Source organism: uncultured Corynebacterium sp. (genome assembly GCF_937999985.1).
Lineage (GTDB): Bacteria > Actinomycetota > Actinomycetes > Mycobacteriales > Mycobacteriaceae > Corynebacterium.
The window spans coordinates 1-18,002 of record NZ_CALLDG010000027.1 but is presented as its reverse complement, the minus strand read 5'-3'; the positions used below and the strand labels follow the sequence as shown (position 1 = coordinate 18,002).

General features: G+C 63.5%; 13 protein-coding genes, 1 tRNA gene and 1 pseudogene. 6 read left to right on the top strand and 9 right to left on the bottom strand.

Annotated features, from left to right (window positions below; all coding sequences use genetic code 11):
* Nucleotides 1-408: 408 nt before the first annotated feature.
* Both Q0331_RS01205 and Q0331_RS01200 read right to left on the bottom strand, forming a co-directional pair.
* Nucleotides 409-2,052 carry an FtsK/SpoIIIE domain-containing protein gene (locus Q0331_RS01205; protein WP_298074146.1) on the bottom strand — a complete coding sequence of 548 codons (1,644 nt, stop codon included), beginning with the start codon at nucleotides 2,050-2,052 and terminating at the stop codon, nucleotides 409-411.
* Nucleotides 2,053-2,054: 2 nt separating this feature from the next.
* A complete protein-coding gene (locus Q0331_RS01200; RefSeq protein WP_298074144.1) occupies nucleotides 2,055-3,128 on the bottom strand; it encodes a hypothetical protein in 1,074 nt (357 codons plus the stop codon).
* Nucleotides 3,129-3,523: 395 nt separating this feature from the next.
* On the opposite strand from Q0331_RS01200, the gene Q0331_RS01195 reads away from it, so the two are divergent.
* The 3 genes and pseudogenes from Q0331_RS01195 (at nucleotide 3,524) to Q0331_RS01185 (ending at nucleotide 5,223) form a co-directional block, all read left to right on the top strand.
* Entirely contained in the window at nucleotides 3,524-3,742 is a 219-nt protein-coding gene (locus Q0331_RS01195) for a hypothetical protein (RefSeq protein ID WP_108871150.1), read from the top strand.
* A 64-nt stretch (nucleotides 3,743-3,806) separates the two neighbouring features.
* Nucleotides 3,807-3,989 (top strand): annotated as a pseudogene (locus Q0331_RS01190) (FAD-dependent oxidoreductase); the annotation flags it as partial.
* A gap of 376 nt (nucleotides 3,990-4,365) precedes the next feature.
* Nucleotides 4,366-5,223 (top strand): crotonase/enoyl-CoA hydratase family protein, encoded by an 858-nt coding sequence (locus tag Q0331_RS01185; protein ID WP_298074141.1) that lies wholly within the window; start codon nucleotides 4,366-4,368, stop codon nucleotides 5,221-5,223.
* Nucleotides 5,224-5,284: 61 nt separating this feature from the next.
* On the opposite strand, the gene Q0331_RS01180 is transcribed toward Q0331_RS01185, so the two are convergent.
* Nucleotides 5,285-6,544 carry a glutamate--tRNA ligase family protein gene (locus tag Q0331_RS01180; RefSeq protein WP_298074150.1) on the bottom strand — a complete coding sequence of 420 codons (1,260 nt, stop codon included), beginning with the start codon at nucleotides 6,542-6,544 and terminating at the stop codon, nucleotides 5,285-5,287.
* Nucleotides 6,545-6,689: 145 nt separating this feature from the next.
* On the opposite strand from Q0331_RS01180, the gene Q0331_RS01175 reads away from it, so the two are divergent.
* Together Q0331_RS01175 and tgt are read left to right on the top strand one after the other, a co-directional pair.
* Complete coding sequence (locus Q0331_RS01175) at nucleotides 6,690-7,763, top strand: hypothetical protein (RefSeq protein WP_298074139.1); 1,074 nt, start codon at nucleotides 6,690-6,692, stop codon at nucleotides 7,761-7,763.
* A 663-nt stretch (nucleotides 7,764-8,426) separates the two neighbouring features.
* Nucleotides 8,427-9,842 carry a tRNA guanosine(34) transglycosylase Tgt gene (gene tgt / locus Q0331_RS01170; protein WP_298074137.1) on the top strand — a complete coding sequence of 472 codons (1,416 nt, stop codon included), beginning with the start codon at nucleotides 8,427-8,429 and terminating at the stop codon, nucleotides 9,840-9,842.
* A gap of 137 nt (nucleotides 9,843-9,979) precedes the next feature.
* Here the strand turns inward: tgt and Q0331_RS01165 are convergent, their stop codons facing one another.
* The 5 genes from Q0331_RS01165 to Q0331_RS01145 all read right to left on the bottom strand — a co-directional run bounded on the left by Q0331_RS01165 (nucleotide 9,980) and on the right by Q0331_RS01145 (nucleotide 15,302).
* The gene (locus Q0331_RS01165; RefSeq protein WP_298074135.1) at nucleotides 9,980-12,658 is read right to left on the bottom strand and encodes an MMPL family transporter; all 2,679 of its coding nucleotides are present in this window, start codon (nucleotides 12,656-12,658) and stop codon (nucleotides 9,980-9,982) included.
* 606 nt (nucleotides 12,659-13,264) lie between these two features.
* Nucleotides 13,265-13,353: transfer RNA gene (locus tag Q0331_RS01160), tRNA-Ser, on the bottom strand.
* Between the two features lie 303 nt (nucleotides 13,354-13,656).
* Entirely contained in the window at nucleotides 13,657-13,815 is a 159-nt protein-coding gene (locus Q0331_RS01155; protein ID WP_193393353.1) for a hypothetical protein, read from the bottom strand.
* Between the two features lie 329 nt (nucleotides 13,816-14,144).
* Nucleotides 14,145-14,573: a nucleoside deaminase gene (locus tag Q0331_RS01150; RefSeq protein ID WP_298074148.1), complete on the bottom strand. Its 429-nt coding sequence runs from the start codon at nucleotides 14,571-14,573 to the stop codon at nucleotides 14,145-14,147.
* Between the two features lie 165 nt (nucleotides 14,574-14,738).
* Complete coding sequence (locus tag Q0331_RS01145; protein ID WP_298074131.1) at nucleotides 14,739-15,302, bottom strand: tRNA adenosine deaminase-associated protein; 564 nt, start codon at nucleotides 15,300-15,302, stop codon at nucleotides 14,739-14,741.
* Nucleotides 15,303-15,342: 40 nt separating this feature from the next.
* On the opposite strand from Q0331_RS01145, the gene Q0331_RS01140 reads away from it, so the two are divergent.
* Nucleotides 15,343-16,479, top strand: a complete 1,137-nt coding sequence (locus Q0331_RS01140) for a prephenate dehydrogenase (protein ID WP_298074129.1) — start codon at nucleotides 15,343-15,345, stop codon at nucleotides 16,477-16,479.
* Here Q0331_RS01140 and Q0331_RS01135 read toward each other — a convergent pair.
* Entirely contained in the window at nucleotides 16,476-17,615 is a 1,140-nt protein-coding gene (locus tag Q0331_RS01135) for a hypothetical protein (RefSeq protein ID WP_298074128.1), read from the bottom strand. The genes Q0331_RS01140 and Q0331_RS01135 overlap by 4 nt on opposite strands.
* Nucleotides 17,616-18,002 lie beyond the last annotated feature (387 nt).

Here is an 18,002-nt window from a genome sequence, read left to right as displayed (position 1 = left end):
GCGTAGCCGATTGTGTAGTCCATGTGTTTGCCCGCCTCCTGTTTTTGAGTGTTGGTTGGGTAACTGTCCAATGCCATATCGGTTTATGAACCGCTACGGGTTGTAATAAACAGTGGGCCGTTTTGTTCTGACACTTGAACTCCGGGCGACCGCCTTGCGCTCGTCGCTCTTGTTGCGAGTCGCGATCTGTCGTAGTTCAGTTCTCGATGCACGAGTCTCGTTCCGCTTCTACAGTCGGTCTCCATCAGCCAAACTCATCGGGTCGTGGATGGTTTTAACTAACGCTCTACCTCCGCTCCACAAGCACGTTGCTCCACTCGTTGCGTAGCTCGTTGCATAACTGCGTGCGTAGCTCGCATGAAAACGGCGGCGACACCTGTGTGGTGCCGCCGCCTCGTTCGTCGTTTGTCAGTCGTCGGAGAGCGTCGGTAGTTCCTCGATCTTGAAGTCGCCGTCATCCTCTGTGTTCTCGTCGTCCTCGAATAGGAAGTCGTCGTCGAGCGACGCGGTCTCCATAACGTCTTCGAACTCGTCAATCTGAGTTTCGGTGATGTCGCCGCGTCCGTGTTCGCGCTCGTAGTCGCGGATAAGCTGTGCGATGTCGTTGTCGCCAAGGTATGCGAAGCGGATTTTCACGGGGTCGCCGCTTTCCTCTTGCACGTACCCGATACCTGCGGTGGCGTAACCGTTAGCCTTTGAGCTTGCTGGAATCGAGGTGGAGTCGTAGCCGCGTTCCTTTGCGCCCTCTCCGAGGAATAGATCGTTGAAGTGGTCGCTCTTCTGGCGGAGAACGATTGCGTTGGAGATGTTGTCTCGAATCTCGCTGAGTACTTCGGTGCTCGCTCGCTGTGTTGCAGCCGCGATGAACACTCCGTACGAGCGTCCGGTAGCGATGATCTGTTCCATGTTTGCGAGGTGTGTCGAACCTTCACGTCCGAGCTTCTTGAAACCACGGTAGAGCGTCAGGTACTCGTCAATGATGAGCACGACGAGCGGCGTTTCCTTTGTGGCCGGAACGTCACGCTGTAGGTTCACGTCATTCTCGTCCACCGACACCTTGAGGTTGTTCATGCGGTAGTCGAGGATGTCGATGATCTCTGCAAGATGTTCGCCGTGAGCGCGCATGTCGTCATCCTTCAACCCGGACGTGATCTTCTTAAACAGGCTTGAATTGAGGAACTCATAACCTTTCAGTTCCGCCTTCTTCGGGTCGATCCCGTGGAGTTGCACGACACCGCGCGCTACGTGGGGAGCAAGCTGCTTAATTGTCCCCTGGATGGGCGAGCCCTTACCGGAGCCCGATGTTCCGTAGATGAGTGTCTGGTGTGTGTTGAGCGACCAGCAAGTTCCGTCCTCCTTGATTGCAAGTGGGATACGGTACGGGGTCTTCGCTGGGTTCTCATCGAAGAACTCCACGCCTGCCTTGCGCTCTGTCAGAATGTCCACCGGCGCTTCTCTATGCGCAATGAAGCTCATGGTGAAGTTATCCGACGTGTCAAGAGGAGTGATCGAGTGCAGCCCAAGCTGCGCCTTTATGCGCCCTTGCAGCTTGTGGAGTTCATTTACGTCGTGGCCGTCTAGCTTCATGTCAATGCGGAAGTGCGCATCCATGTCGCCTGCTACGTTGTCTTGTGGTTCAGGTTTCCGTACCTTCACACACTTTGCGGCTGCGCGGATCTGCGCCCTTGCGTCGAGCTTCTGCCCACTTGGCACGTTGTTGCGCTTGATTGACGCCCGCACAGCACGGGGGAACGGTGACAGCCATGCAAACTGTCGAGGTCGCTCCTTCTCGCGCAGGTCTCGTGTGTACTGCTGCGCGGGTGCGTACATCTCTGCGATGTCGGTGTGCGCCAGTAGCTCGCGCTTCACCTTGTGCAGTGCACGTGGTGTGCGGTTGATGAGGCGGTTCCACTCACGGATTAGCCACGATAGACCGAACCTCACGGCAACTAGCGTCACGACGGTGACCATGAGCGCTGGCATGAGGTACGGAAGTAGTGGTTGGTAGATGGGTCGTAGTAGGTCGTCAAAGATGCCGATTACGTCGTTCATGATTACTTCGTCTCCACGCGAATACGGTTCGAGGGTTGCAGCGGTTCTCCGTCGCGGTTGCAGATGGGAAGCACGACGAGCTTGCCGGACTTGAACAGGCCGTAGTCGCCTGCAGCGTCAACCTTGCGCATGAGTGTTTCCACTCCGGGGCCGATGGTGAAGTACACGGCGCGCTTGTACACGTAGGGCTTGTCGAGTTCGGCCTTAAGTGTTGCGAGGATTGCGTCGTAGTTCTCCCAGCTCTTCTTCGACAGTTCGACCTCGACGAGTAAGTTCTTCGCGGCCTTCGTACGGTCACGGTCGAGGTTCACGACGAGGTCGGGCTGGTGCACAGGTTTCAACACGCTTTCCTCGCGGCGTGGGTATCCGATGGTGTAGAGCACGGGGTGCGCCTCAAGTAGGTTGCTCCACTCAATGCGTCCCTCTTGCACGTCGTTCAAGCTTCGTACGAGTATTTCGTGACGCCACTTGCCGTAGTCGTTGCTCTTGCCACGCTTCTTGTTCTCGCGCAGGCCTTGCTTCACGGGTTCGAAGGCCGCGCGCATCTCGTGTTCTGTGACGAGCTGGTCGAGTCCCACGGGGTCGATGCCCAACGACTCCTTGAAGTAGCCAATGGGTGACGCAAATTGCGCGGCGACGAGTGCGATCATGCGGTAGTGGCGCAGACGCTCGATGCTGATGCCGTTCATGCTCGCGCCGTGCTCTAGTTCGTAGTCGAACTCGCGTGCGTAGGCGAAGCCAAGTTTGCTAAGTCCGTAGCTCGTCGTTCCGGTCACTGCGTGACGGAACTTCTCTAGCACTTCGAGGTTGTAGAGCTTGCGCAAGGTCTGTTCGGTTCCTCGCACACTCATGAGTCCGCCGCCCTCACTGATGGCTGTCTTCTGGCTTATGTTGAGTAGTGACAGTGCTTCGGCGTCCGCTCCTGGGAACATGCCGATGAATGCCAACAGTCGTGCGTTGCGTTCGGTCACGCGCCCTCGCGGCTGTCCAAGTCGTACGCTCTTCGGTCGTTTGGGTTCCTCTTTAACGTCCATGTCTGCAAGTGGAAGGTCGTAGAGGTTCGTTGGTAGCGGCATGATTCCTCCCCGCGTTGTAGTGCTCGATGCACGTTTCGATTGCGGGAGGAATATCAATCTGCACGATGCTCAACACGATGCAGGACACGAGTCAGCCCTCGATGTCTGTCTCGACGTTTTGATATGCATCGTGCTCACAATCGAGCCCGCTCGATGCTCATTCGGGCGGACGTCGCAATTGATCGTTGTTCTATCCATAAGGAAAGAACCAACGCACCACCGCTAACCACTTTGGACATCCGCCCGGTTGAGTTCGCCCGCTGTTCACTCTCGCGGCGGTGCTGCCCGCAAAGCCCGGGTGTAATCTGACCGTGACGGAAATTGCAGGTATCGCCCGGTTCGGGCATGTGATCCCGGCAGGCATGTACCGCTCCCCTCGATCGAAAGGTTCGACCATGGCCAAGAGTCCCTACTCCACGAAGAACGCAGCATGGATCGTCGTTCTCATCGTCATCGGCATCGCCGTCGTCAGCATGTTCTTCGGCATCGCCGGTGAAGAGCTTTGGCGGCAGCTCCTCGGTGCCGGCATCCTCATCATCGTCGCACTCGTCGTCATCTACTTCTGGCGCCGCGACACCGGAAAGCGCTCGCGCACCGACGACACCACCGTGTGAGTTCCATCCTGCTCTGTCAGGTGCTGCGGAGGCTCGGGGGTCTAGCTGTGAATGACGGCCCGCAGTGACGTCCGCGATCGTCGTCGGCAGCGGTCCGAACGGACTCTCCGCCGCTCTCACCCTTGCCCGCAGCGGCATCGAGGTCACCGTGCTCGAGGCCGCTGCGCAACCGGGCGGGGGTGCCCGATCGGCGGAGGCAACGCTCCCCGGACTTCTCCACGATGAGTGCTCCGGCTTCCATCCGCTGCAGCCGCCCTCTTTCTTCTTCTCGCAGCCCGCAAGCTGTGGCGGCGCACCAAGTCCCGTGCCAGCAAAACACTCCGTTGACCCGTCGATAAGCACAGATGACAAACACCCTCTTTGAGGGTCATAAAGGAACCTCGTCCACTTCACTCACGACTACGTAGGTCGATGCGACAGCGGACGAGGCGGGTCTAAATCCGCGCACATCCTCCGCCAAATCTCACGTAGTGAGAAACCGGCGCTCGGTGATCTGGAAACGATCCCAGCGCCGGTTTTGCTTTTCCACTGCTTTTCCCTGCCTATCCCCGGCGAACCCGCGGGCGCCGCTGGGTTTCCCAAATCTCACCCCGCATCGTCCGACGTGATTTAGGTTGAAGAGCATGACTGATAGCAGCACTCCCACCGCGCCCAGCACCTCTAGTTCCCCCGGCACCGACCAGCTCGTCACCACGGAATACTCCGAGTCCATCCCCGGCCTCGTCCACGTCCGCCTGAACCGCCCCCGCAAGCTGAACTCGCTCACGATCGATCTGCTCCAACAGCTAATCTCCACGGCGCACACGCTCCGCCGCGACCGCTCCGTCCGCGTGGTCATCCTCTCCGGCACGGAGGGCAACTTTTCCGCCGGCCTCGACTTCGCAGATACGCTGAAAAGCCCGCCGCGCATGCTTTCGCATTTCATCCCGCGTCCCCTGCGAGGCACAAACACATTCCAAGAGGCGCCGTGGACGTGGCGTCGCCTCCCTTTCCCGGTGATTGCCGCGGTGGAAGGCTATTGCTTCGGCGGTGGCGTACAGATCGCTTGTGGGGCGGACTTTAGGTTTACGAGCAATGACGCCCACTGGTCAGTGTTGGAAGCGAAATGGGGTCTCGTGCCGGACATGTCGGGGATCATGTCCCTGAAGCAGTTGCTGCCGATTGACGAGGTGAAGCGGCTGGCCATGACCGGGGAGATCTTCTCCGGGGAGCGCGCCGCGGAGCTAGGCCTGGCTAAGACTGCGGAGGACCCGCTGGCTACGGCGGAGGAACTGGCACGGCAGATCATTGAGCGCTCGCCGGATTCGGTGGCGCTGGCAAAGAAGCTGGTGGACGAGACGTGGGAGTCCGGCGAGCGGCGGACTTTCGCCCGCGAGCGTCTGCGCCAGGCGCGCCTGCTGGTGAGCAAGAACGCCGCGATCGCGCGGAAGGCCGCGCAGAAGAAGATTCCGCCGAAGTTCCGCCCGCGCGCGGTGCGTTAGGGGCGGAAGTTCCCGCCTACTTCACGCTTCAGCTTTCCGCGCCACCTGCTTGCCGCGCGAGCTAGTCCGCGAGCGTTCCCGCGGGGCGCCAGGTGACGGGCTCGCGGGGCAGCAGTTCGGGCCGGAAGGTCCGCAGCAACGCGGCGGGCGTGATGCCCCCGGCGCCCGCCGCCTCAGGCTCGCCAACGGCCCCGGCCACTTCCGCCGCCCCCACTTCAGCGGCTACTGTTTCTGCCGCACCCGTTTCCGCCACTTCCGCCACCCCCACTTCAGCGCCTACTGTTTCTGCCGCACCCGTTTCCGCCACTTCCGCCGCCGAGACGTCGACCGCCTCGCCGAGCGATTCCGCGATCCACCGCAGCATCCCCTCCGCCCCGCCGGGGAAGTCCCGCAGCGTGACGGCCCCGTCCCGCTTTGCCAGGCGCTTCCCGTCGGGCCCCAGCACCAGCGGAACGTGCACATACTCCACCGGCGGCAACCCCAGCAGGTGAGCCAGATACGCCTGCCTCGGAGCGGAACTCAGCAGGTCGTCCCCGCGCACAACCTGCCCCACCCCAGCCAGCGCGTCATCGACGACCACGGCCAGGTTGTAGGCATAGTCCCTGTTCACCGGCTCGCCCGGCGTGCCGGCGCCCGCATCTCCGCCGCCTGGCACCCCCTCACCTCCGCCGCCTGGCACCCCCGACGCCTTCGGCGCGTTCCCGCCGCGCCGCAGCACCATGTCGTCCACCACCCCGCGGTACACCCCGCCGGCGCTTCCATCGCTCGCGCTTCCGCCATCCGCTCCCACGGCGAACCGCTCGCGCACTTCCCACTCGTCCACGCCCGCGCGCAGCCGCAACGCCGGCACTCGCCCCCGCGCCGCCAACTCCGCGCGCTTGGCCGCCCGCTCCGATTCCCCCAGGTCGCGGCACGTTCCCGGGTACGCTCCCGGCGCGGCGTGCGGCGCGCGGACCGCCTCGGCGATGTCCTTCCGCGAGCAGTAGCACTCGTACACAAGCCCCTTCTCGCGCAGGGCCTGTAGCGCTTTTTCGTACTCTGACCAGCACTCTTGCTGACGCCACAGCCTCCCCTCGTACGCTATCCCCATAGTCGCAAGATCCAGTAGTTGCTGTTTTGCACTTTCTTCCGACGAGCGTTGAACATCAATGTCGTCGATCCGCATCCGGAACTCGCGCCCTTCGTGCTTGGCGAACAGCCATGCCAGCACGGCGGTCCGGAAATTCCCCAGGTGTAGGTCCCCCGAGGGGCTGGGCGCGTACCGCCCCGCCCCTCGCTGTCCCCCGCCCGCAGCCTCCGCCTGCTCCGCTGCTCGCATCATGCCGTCGCCTCCTACGTCCGGTCTTCCGGTCTTCCGGTCTTCCAGTTTCCCTGGCAAGGCTACCCCTGGATCTGCACTACTTTTCTGCAATACTTTTCTGCGATACTTTGAAGCCAAGGGGAAAAGCTCAACGTGTGGGGGAAAAGTGAATTCGTTGGCGTGGGGGCGTCAGAAAGAAAAGACAACAACACTGCTCATCGAGGCGAAAGAGCTTCCGAGCGGTGCGCGGCGAGGGCTGGCGCGCGGACGGCGACACTACAAGATTGCGCCGGGGATCTACGCCGAGTGCGCACAATGGGATGCGCTGCCGCGCGACGAAAAGGTGCGTCTCCACGCGATCGCACACGGCCTGAGCTGCACAAACGGCGTGCTGTGCGGCCGCTCCGCGGCGCTGCTGCACGGGCTACCGATCACAGGGCGGGCGGAGCCGAACGCAGAGATCGGGTACTACCCGCCGACGGGAACTCGCAAGGTTTCCGACAATCGAATCATCCGACCACTGCACGCTGGCTCGTGGCAGAGAACGGAAGAAATACTGATCACCACCGCCAACGGTCCGCGCGAAATTCGCCTAACCGGCATCCACGACTCAATAATCGACCTAGCCCGGTGGCATAGCGTGGCGGATGCAGTCGTGGCAGCAGAGTCGATTGTTCAGACGAAGTACGGCAGCGATGCAGCAGAAGTATTTATTGCAGAAGTTCGTGAGTACCTTCAATCAGCGCTGAATCTACGAGGTTTCAGCGAGGTCACGAAAGCTCTTCGACTGATCAACGGCGCCTCCGAGAGCCCGCGGGAATCTGAACTGAAGGTGAAACTGTGGGAAGCTGGGCTACCTGCGCCTCTTCAGCAGGTGGAACTACACTACGAGGGCTACTTCGCAGGTCGCGTGGACTTTTTCTATCCCTGCGGGTTGGTGATCGAGTATGACGGTCAGGGGAAATACCAGCCCGGCCTGACTGACGCGGACGCCAGCTTCACGGTGGTCGCGGGTGGCGTGATCAACGAAGAGGTTTTCGCCGCGCGGCAGATCCTTAGCGAGCGCGAACGCGAGCGGAAACTGCAGAACCTGGGCCTGCGCATTTACCGGGTGGATCGCAACAACTTCCGAGATGGCAGTGCCGTGGCGGACATCTGCAGAATCCATCAGCAAATGACACGACAAGGGCTCGAGTTCCCCGCCACCAACTACCGGGGAGGCGTCCCAGCGTGGGAATAGCAGCTCCTGACTGGAGGCAATTGCTTTCCTAAGGAGGAAGAATAGCCTCAGCGCGGGAATAAATTCGCCGGTAGGGCATACATCGAGTCGGCTTGGAGGACGCCAAATCCGGCAGGGCGATTCTAAGCCCGTTTAAGCGACTTTCTTCGCGCTGAGAGGGTTCAGGGTGCGCCGATCAGCCTGACGAGCGATTGCCGTTTTGCAAGATTTCCGACACTTAGGCAGCCAAATGTCCCAAATCTTCCACTCTGTTTTTATAACTTTCTATTTGCGCAGGTCAAAAGGGGTATAAATTTTTACTTCAGACTTGCTATCTGCCGAAAGTGGAAGATTTGGGACATTCGCGTTTTAGCTCACCCCCGGAACCTGGCAGCCGCGGGGCTGGTGGGGCCAGTGGGGCCGATGGGGCAGGCCAGGGCGAGGGGCAATCGCTCAGTTAAAAAGCCCAGGCGGAGGGTGGGGCCAGTGGGACTCATGTGACAGTGCGGGGGCCTGGGCAGGGGAATGGGGAGGAATTGGTGTGGGGAGTTGGCTGAGCGGGAGGGAGACTCGGCAATGCGTGGGAGGGAGACTCGGCGGCGAGGGAGGGAATTGGCGGCGAGGGAGAGGAAACCGGCCGCGCGAAAGGGGCGCCAACGGAAGCGGAGGATAAAATAGGGCGCCATGGCCGACAATCAGGGAAATACCAGCGCGGACGCTCGTGCGGGAGAGCGCACAACCAGCGACGGCGCGAACGTTAGCGCTGGTCAGAGAGCAGGCGCAGGCGCCAGCGCAGGCGCAGGAGCAGGAGCAGGCGCAGGCGCCGCAGACCTATCCTTCGAAGTGCGCACCCGGCTGCGCGATAACGAAAGCGCAAGCGCGGGCGGGCTGGGGCGTACGGGCGTCATAAAGACTCCGCATGGGAACATCCACACCCCAGCGTTCATCCCGGTGGCGACAAAAGCAACGGTCAAGACCCTCACGCCCGAGCAGGTGCGGTCGACGGGCGCGCAGGCGATGCTCTCCAACGCGTACCACCTGTACCTGCAGCCGGGCCCGGACATCGTGGACGAGGCCGGCGGGCTCGCGACCTTCGAGAACTGGCACGGGCCGACGTACACGGACTCCGGCGGCTTCCAGGTCATGAGCCTCGGCGTGGGCTACAAGAAAGTCCTGGCCATGGACACAAAAGGCCGCAGCGAGGCGGACATCATCCAGCAGCAGAAGAAGCGCATGGCCGTGGTGGACGAGGACGGCGTGGATTTCCGCAGCGTCATCGACGGCAGCAAGCACCGCTTCACGCCGGAGGTGTCGATGCAGATCCAGCACCAGTTGGGCGCGGACATTATGTTCGCGTTCGACGAGCTCACCACGCTGGTGAATACTCGCCCCTACCAGGAGCAATCCGTCGCACGCACGCACCGCTGGGCTCGCCGTTGCCTGGCGGAGCACCAGCGGCTCACGGACTTGCGCACGCACCGCCCGCTGCAGTCTCTGTGGGGTGTGGTGCAGGGCGCGCAGTATGAGAATCTCCGCAGGCAGGCGGCCCGCGGGCTGGTGCAGCTGTCCGCGGAGGCGGAGGCGCAGGGCAACCGCGGTTTCGGCGGCTTCGGCATCGGCGGCGCGCTGGAGAAGGAGAACCTCGGCACGATCGTCCGCTGGGTTGCCGAGGAGCTGCCGGAGGATAAGCCCCGCCACCTGCTCGGCATTTCGGAGCCGGATGACCTGTTCACGGCGATTGAGGCCGGCGCGGACACGTTCGACTGCGTCGCGCCGACTCGCCTGGGCCGCCGCGGTGGCGTGTACACGCTGGACGGTCGGTTGAATCTTATGGGTGCGCGGTTTAAGAGGGATTTTTCTCCTATTGACGCCGCAGTAGGCGGTTATGTCTCGGAGAATTATTCGCGCGCTTATATTCACCACCTGTTGAAGGCGAAGGAGTACCTGGCCGGGACGCTGTGTACCCTGCATAATCTGCATTTCATGGTGGGGTTGGTGGACCGGATTCGCGAGTCCATGGAGCAGGGGCGTTTCTATGAGTTCCGGGAGGAGTTCATGGGGCGCTATTACGGCCCGGCGTGGCGGGAGCGCCTGGGCTAGCGTTTGCCGGGGTTCCGGGGGCTGGCGGCGGCTGCGCGGCATGGCCGCGCAGGGGGCGGGTGCCTGCGGCCACCGCTAGCGCGGCGAGCCTGGGCTAGCGCGTCGGTTCCGCCACCGCTAGCGCGCCGGGCCCGCCGCTAACGCGCAGGCTCCAGCGCACGCCCTTCGTCATCGAAGCGCTGGATCTCGCCGGAGCGGAAGGCGCGCTCCAGCTGCGAGCCTTCAACGTCGAAGGTCGGCAGTATGCGGTCCAGCCACTTGGGCATGTACCAGGTGGCCTTGCCGAGCAGAACCATCATGGCGGGGATGAAGGTCATGCGCACGAGGAAGGCGTCGAACAGCACGGCGGCGCCCAGCGCGAAGCCGAAGATCTGCACGAACGGCAGTGGCTGGAAGATGAAGCTGGCGAACACGCCGATCATGATCAGCGCCGCCACGGTCACGACCTTCGCACCCATGCCGAAGCCGAAAATCACGGAGTCTTCGACGGGCGTGTACTTGGAGGTCTTCGCGGCCTCGAAGGATTCGTGCTTGAAGCGTTCTCGCATGCGCGACACGATGAACATTTGGTAGTCCATCGCCAGCCCGAAGGTCACGCCGATCAGGAAGATCGGCATGAAGCTGATCAGCGGCCCCGGCGAGTTCCACAGCCCGGCCCAACCTTCCTGCCAGACCAGCACGGTCAGTCCGAAGGCGCCGCCGACGGAGAGCAGGAATCCGAGTGCCGCCATGATCGGCACGGTGATGCTGCGGAAGATCATCAGTAGCAGCACGAGCGCCAGCCCGACGACCAGCAGGAGGTATATCGGCATGGCCTTCGACAGTTGGTCGGTGACGTCCTGCTGGATCGGGATCAGGCCAGTGATACCCATGTCCACGCCGGTTTCCTTCTCGATCACGTTCTGCTGTCCGCGCAGCGCGTGGATGAGCGTGGCGGTGCTTTCCTCGGTCGGCCCGCCTACGGGCGTGATCAGCAGCTGCGCGGCGAGCCCATCTTCGCTCTGGCCGATGAGCTGCGCGTGCTTCACATGAATGTTGCTGCCGAGGTTCTCCATCGCGTAGATAAATGACGCCTGCGCCGCGGCCTTGGTCTTGTCGCCAGCGCCCTGACCAGCCTCCGCGCCCTGTGCGTCCGCTTGGCCCTGAATGTAAGTAGCGAGCGCCGGCGAATCCGGGTTTGCGTTCTCGCCGTTGACAACCACCAGGAACGGAGCATTGCGGCCTGGTCCGAAGCCCTCCTCGAGCATCTCGGCGGACTTCCGCTGTGTGGAGTCCACGTTCGCCGTCTTATCATTCGGCAGCGAAAGCTGCAGGTTCAGCGCCGGGATAGTCAGCGCGGCCAGAACCAGCATCACCACCGCAATGGAAATTCCAGGGAAGCTATAGACCAGCCTGATCCAACGGCCCGCCAGGCCTTGCTTGTGCTGACCGTCGCCCGCGCGCTGGTGCTCCCCGCGCGCTACCGCGCGCGCAGCACTCGCGCCGGCCGCAGCTTCAGCGGCGACACTTTCATCCTCACCAGCCTCAGCTTCACCAGCCACGTTAGCCTCAGCTTCACCAGCGCCAGCCACGTCAGCCCCGTCATCCCTGCCGACGCGAACCGCACGCCCGCGGCCCGCCGGACCGCCCGTGAAATACCCGTGCGCCGAATCCTCCCCCACGAGGGCGGAGGAGTACTGAGCGCCAAACGTGGCGTCCTTACGAAAGACCCGCGAGCCACACGCCCCCAGCAGCGCGGGCAAGAACGTCAGCGCCACAGCCACCGCGACCATCACGCTGATCGCCGCGAAGTAACCCATGTACGACAGGAACGGGATGTCCGCCAGGCGCAGGCCGACCAGCGCGATCGTCACCGTCAGACCCGCGAAAACCACTGCGGAACCCGCAGTTCCCGCGGCCAGGCCAATCGCATCTGGGCGCGACCGTCCCTGCCGCAGCTCATCTCGGTAGCGCGACATGATGAACAGCGCGTAGTCGATGCCGACGGCCAGGCCGATCATCAGCCCCAACGTCGGCGTGATGGAGTTCAGCGGCAGCACCGCCGTCGCACCGACCGTCACCAGCGCGCCGATGCCCACACCCACGATCGCGGTAGCCAGCGGCAGCCCCGCCGCCAGCAGCGAACCGAACGTAAAGAACAGGATGATCAGCGCGACCACTACGCCCGCGATCTCCGAGATCGGCTCGACGGCGATGGGGTCGCCGAAGCCGGGGCCGCCGACCTCCACGTCCATGCCCGCGTCGCGTGAGATCTGGATCGCGTCGTACACCGCCTGCCGATCCTCGTCGGTCACGTCGGCGGGCAGCGGCACGTCGTAGCTGAAGCTCATGGTGCCGTAGCGCCCGTCGGCGGAGTACATCCGCAGGTTCTCCGCGTCGGATTTCGCGGTGGCTTCGGGCATGCCCTGCTTCGTCATCTGGTCGACGAGCATTTTGCCCAGCTTGTCGTTGAGCTCTACGGGGTTGCCGAACTGCATGCCCTCTTTGAAGTCGGGCACGTTGTTCTTTAATGACGCCACCGTCTCATCCATTGCCGCCATCAGCTCTGGGTCTTCGAGTTTCTTCCCCTCGGGGGCTCCGAAGACTATGTTGACGTCGGTGGATTCGGCGGGGTTTTTCGTGCCCGGGAATTTCTCTTGGAGCATTTCCGTGGCGTGCGTGGAGGGCACGTCTTTGATTTCGAAGACGTCGTTGAAGCCCTTTTGGAATCCCAGCGCGGCTGCCGCGATGCCGACGAACAGCAGCAGCCAGGCGGCAATCACCCGCTTCTTGTGCAGGTAGGACCATCGTCCGAGGTTAAACAGGATTTTCGCCACTGGTTGACCTTCCGCCGGCTTTTGAGTGTGTGTAGGACCTTGCGTTTGCGTTCGTGGTTGCGCCTTCCCACGGCGCAGACAGTTCTCGAAATATACATCCTACAGTAGCCAAAAGCCCAGGTGGGTTGTGACAGGTGTGACGAGTGTTGCGAAAGCTTCCAGGTGGACGTGCCGGACGTGCTTCCCAACTTCCCCGTCGCAGACAACGCAAGGGGCAAATGTCCCAAATCTTCCACTTTCGGCGAGTAGCAGATTTGCGGCAAATTTTCGCAACCTTCTGACCTGCAGAAACAGAAAGTTATAAAAACAGAGTGGAAGATTTGGGACATTTTCCGCTTCGGCGCCCCCTCATTCCCAGCCCTACACGCCCGGCCGCGCACCCCGCTCACGCACTCCCAACCCCCGCGGACGCTGCCGCCCGCCCCGCCCCGCAGAATCCACGCCTCGCGGACCCGGCCGCGCACCCCGCTCACGCAAAATTGAAGCTCCCCGGGCGCACTTCCGCCCCCTTGCGACTGAGCGCCCGGCAAAACCTAACCCCGCGCACGCAAAAACCGCGCGCCACCTCCCGGTTCAACCGGAAAACAGCGCGCGGTAAAAAATTTTTGGCGGTGGCGGAGGGATTTGAACCCTCGGTTGCTACTAACAACACTCGCTTTCGAGGCGAGCACCTTCGGCCGCTCGGACACGCCACCATGGTCGGCGATTGCAGACTCGTACTAGCGTAACACCCCCACTTTTTCGCAACAAAACCCCACCCTGCGCACACGAGAGCCCCGCACCCACATCCGCACACTTCCCCCACACACATCCGCACACATCCGCGCACGCGCATCCACACGTCCCCCGCGCACGCCCCGCACATGCGAAAGCCCGCCGCGAACTTCCACCAGTTCGCAGCGGGCTTGCGGCTTCAGCGCTTTAGCCTCCGCGCAGAAAGTCTCCGCATGGGAGACCGCCGAAGGCTTGCGCCTAGCAGGCCTTAGCTCTAGCAGGCCTTACTTGTCGCCGAGGACCTTGTCCATACCCTTGTTCAGGCCGTCCTTAGCCTTGTCAGCCTTGTCGCCGTCCAGCTTGCTGTCGATGGCCTTGTCGGCACCGTCCTGAATCTTGTCGCGGTGCTCGCCTGCCAGATCCTTTGCCTTGTTCAGATCCATTGATCTCTCCTTGTGTCTTCTAGTCGCTAACTTTGTTCTAACTTGTGCGCCCCAGCCGCAGCATTCGCACGACCAGGACGCTCGATTTCCAACGTAGGGTCGTTCTGGATTCCTCGCCACCGCTGAGCCGCCTCCCCAGCCCTCAGACGCCCATTCTGAACGCAAAAGCACTGTTCAGAACCGCTCATTACTTTTCCATAACACTTATTGGCGCCCCCTCATCCTCCGCATCCTCACCCCTCCCTTGGGCTTCGCGGCCTGATCCGCTTGGGATGTCCGTTCGAGGCTTCGGCAACGTAAAAGTCTAGCGATCGACCAGCGAAGGGCGCCTAGCGCAGGTCGGCGAAGAACTGTCGCAGCAGTTCTTCGCACTCCCCGGCCAGCACGCCTCCGCGGACTTCCGCCCAGTGCAGTGGAGACTCCCGCGGCACATCCCAGACGCTGCCGCACGCCCCGGTGCGGGGCTCGTAGGCTCCGAAGATGATGCTGCCAATTCGCGCCCCGACCAGCGCCCCCGCACACATGGCGCAGGGTTCCAGGGTGACCACTAGCGTGCAGTTTTCCAGCCGCCAGGCGTCTCCGAGCTCCCGCACGGCTTCCCGGATGGCGAGGATTTCCGCGTGTGCGGTGGGATCATTGTCGGCTTCGCGCCGGTTCACACCCCGCCCCAGCTCGCGGCCGTCCGGGTCGAGAATCACAGCTCCGACGGGAACGTCCCCGGCGGGGGTCTCCGCGGCGATGTCCAGGGCCCGGCGCATCAGCGCTTCCGCGCGCGCATCCTCGCCGGCCTGCGGCAACCCGCCACCAACGCACACCTGAGCCTCAGCCTCACTGCGCGCCTCAGCGTCGCCCGAACGCAGCGCGCCCGGCGCGCACACCCTGTCCCCGCGCTCGTGCCGCTCCTGCGACTCCACCCCCACCGGTTAGAACTCCAGCTCCACGCCCACCAGGTCCGTCAGCTCGTCGGCGAAGCCCAGCTCGTCCGCCACGCGCAGAACCTGTTCCGCCCCGTACAGCTCATCGTCGTAGAAGATGATGGACATTATCTGCTCGCTCGCACCCAAGTCCTCCAGCAGGTCGAAGTCGCCTTCGGGCCACGGGTCGTCTGAAGCGTCGGCCTCCTCTTCCGAAGGCTCGTCGATGTCCAAGGTGTCCAGCACCTCGCTGGCGATGTCGTAGTCCAACGCGGCGGTGGCGTCACTAAGAAGGATCCGCACGCCGCTCGGCACCGGGCGAAGCACAACGGACCAGTCGTCCTCGATGCACAGCAGCCCCACGACCGGGCCTTCTGCGCGCGAGGCTCGCAACTCCGCGATGAGGTCAGGCAGGTTTTCCGTCGCGCGGGTGGGGAGTTCGCGCAGGTGCCAGTGGCCGTCGGTGCGGATGGCGGAGACGGCGAAGGTCAGGTCGCCGCCGTCGCGGCTGTCACGGTCGGCGCCGCCGTCGCTGCCGTCGGCGCCGCCGTTGTCGAAGCTGTCGGTGCTCATGTCCCCCAACGCTAGTCGGCTTTGTGGAACACTGGGTAGCGTGAGCCACGAAATTTCTTCCGACTACCGCCTGAGCACCCTCCCCGAGGACCGCCGTCCGCTGTGCATCCTGGGTCTGGGGCTGATCGGCGGCTCGCTGATGCGCGATGCGCAGGCCGCCGGCTGGCCCGTGTTCGGCTGGAATCGGTCGGAGAAAACCGTCACCCGCGCGCGCCGCGACGGCTACGACGTGTCCGCCGACCTCGAGGCAACGCTGCGCCGCGCCGAGGAGGCCGATGCGCTCTTGGTCCTTGGCGTGCCGATGCCCGCGCTGTCCTTTCTTCTTGACGCCATATCTCAGCACGCCCCGACCTGCGGCTTTACCGACGTGACCAGTGTGAAGCAGGAGGTGCACGACCTCGTGGAGGCGAAGGGCATGTCCGATCGCTTCGTGGGCGGGCATCCGATGGCTGGCACCGCGAACTCGGGCTGGCAGGCGACGATGCACGGGCTGTTCCGAGGGGCCGTCTGGGTGGTGACGTATGACAACGCGCGGGAGCTCGCGGGGGCTCGCACGGGCGCAGCCAACGCAGGTTCTAGCGTGCCGGGGGTCGGCAGTACGGGCGCGGCGGCGGCCGGCGGCGCGAGCGCCAGCGCCGAAGCCGACGCGATCAGCAAGCGCTGGCTGGATACGTGGGTGCGCGTGGTCGGGCTGGCCGAGGAGGTCGGCGCGGCAGTAATCCCCGCCATCGCGCGTCGGCATGACAGCGCCGTGGGGCGTGTCAGCCACCTGCCGCACATCCTCGCCGAGGCGCTGGCAGTCGCCGGCGATAGTGGAGGTCCGCTGGCGCTGAGCCTGGCGGCGTCAAGTTTCCGCGACGGCACGCGCGTGGCTGGCACGGATCCGGACCTGGTGCGCGCGATGGTGGAGAACAACCGCCCCGCCGTGCTGGAGGCCTTGGACCAGACCATCGAGCTCCTGCAGGCCGCGCGGGAGGATATCGCCCACCCGGATCGGTCCTTGAAGACCCTTGCCGAGGATGGCCACGCCGCGCGCGGGCGCTTCGAGGCCCGCGCCGGCCGCAACAAGGGCGATGCTTCCAACCGACCGATTATCCGCGTGCGGCCGGGGGCGCCGGGTTGGCTGGATCAGCTCCGCTCGGCGGAGTCCATGGGTGCGCAGATCGGCATTTTCTAGCAGTCGTCCTTCGTCTTCGCCGGCGGAGCGCCTTCCAGCACGTCAGGCAGCTCCTTCGCCAAGGCATCCACGCCATCCCACGCAGTCGGCTCCAACCCATCGTTGGGAATCGCCATAATCGCCACGGGGGTCATTTCCCCGTCCGGGCCGGGCACCAACCCCAGCTGGCGGTAGATGAACCGCCCGTCCGGCTCCGGCCCCCAGCCGCCCTTAAATTGCGCGCCCTTGATCTTCGCTAGCCCGTAGCGGTGCTCCGGGATGATGTGCCCCATTCGCTCCAACACCTTGTCGGAGCCATTCATGCACCGGAACCCGTTCATGAACTTCACCTGGTCCGTCAGCTTCCACTTAATCGCGCCGAACCCGATGTAAACCCCATCTTCGAACTGCTTCGCCGCGTTCGTCGGGTCGCCTACGCGGCGCATGTAGTCGCGCACTTTGTAGGAGGCGGTACGGTCCGAGCCGTCGCCGACATACATCCAGAGCCGAAACGCGGCGTCATTATCCGAATAGTGGATCGCCGCATCCATGTCGGCTTCCATCGCGGCGCGCGGGGCGGGCTGGCCGTGAGCTTCCGCGTGGCGCAGCTTCTCCTCGACCGCGCCGGCGATCGGCACCTTGATCGTCGACCAGGCGCCTTCCTCGTTGAGCTTGCCTGCGTGCAGAGGGCCTTCCTGCCCGAGGATTGCCACGCCGACCTGCACGTTGTTCTTCTTTGAGACTTCCGCCGCCAGCTTGTCCAGCTTTGCCTGCTGTTCCTCGTCGGTCGGCGGGGTGGCGTCTGCGCCGTCGGTGCTGTCGTTGCCGCCGTTGTCGTCGTTGTCGGGCGCGGCGGCGGTGTTGGCGGCGGGTGCGCTCTCTTCGCCTTTCTTAGGGACGCCCCCATCTCCGCCGTTTAGCCCCATCACCAAACCGACCGTGATGGCGAGGACGGCGGCTCCCACTGCGAGGCCCGCGACGAGTCCGCCACGGGCGCCACGGCCGCCGCGAGCGCCGGCACCTTCGCCTCGCGGCTCCCCTTCGGGCTCGGCAGCCTGCATGCCGGCTTGCATGCCGGCTGGTGAGCCGTCGGCTTGCCCGGCGCCAGCCTGCCCGGCGGGCTGTACCTCGCCTTCGGGGCGCTCATTGCTCGCCATCTTCCCTCCTTGACCAGCTGTTTCTTCGAACTCTTCCGTCTCGGCGGCGCATCCTCCGCTGCCTAGCACTTCACCACGCGACGTCTCCACCGCTCAACGCTTCCGAGCAACGTTTCCGCTGTGCGGCAAATCACCACCGAGAGCGATCGCGTTCAGTCTAGCCAGGAATGCCCAGGCTCGCGCCCCGTACAACTTCCATTGCAGAGACTCTTAGCCCCCTGCGGCAGTACTCTTAGCCCCCAGTGGCGACACTCTTATTCCTCGGCGAGGAATACCCGCCGTAGATCTGCCACCGACGCGCCCCAAAGCCGTCTACACCCTGTCATTTGAGCCCGCTTGGCCCACCTTCAGCCCCGACGGAAGCGCTTGCGAAAGCCCGGATGTCCC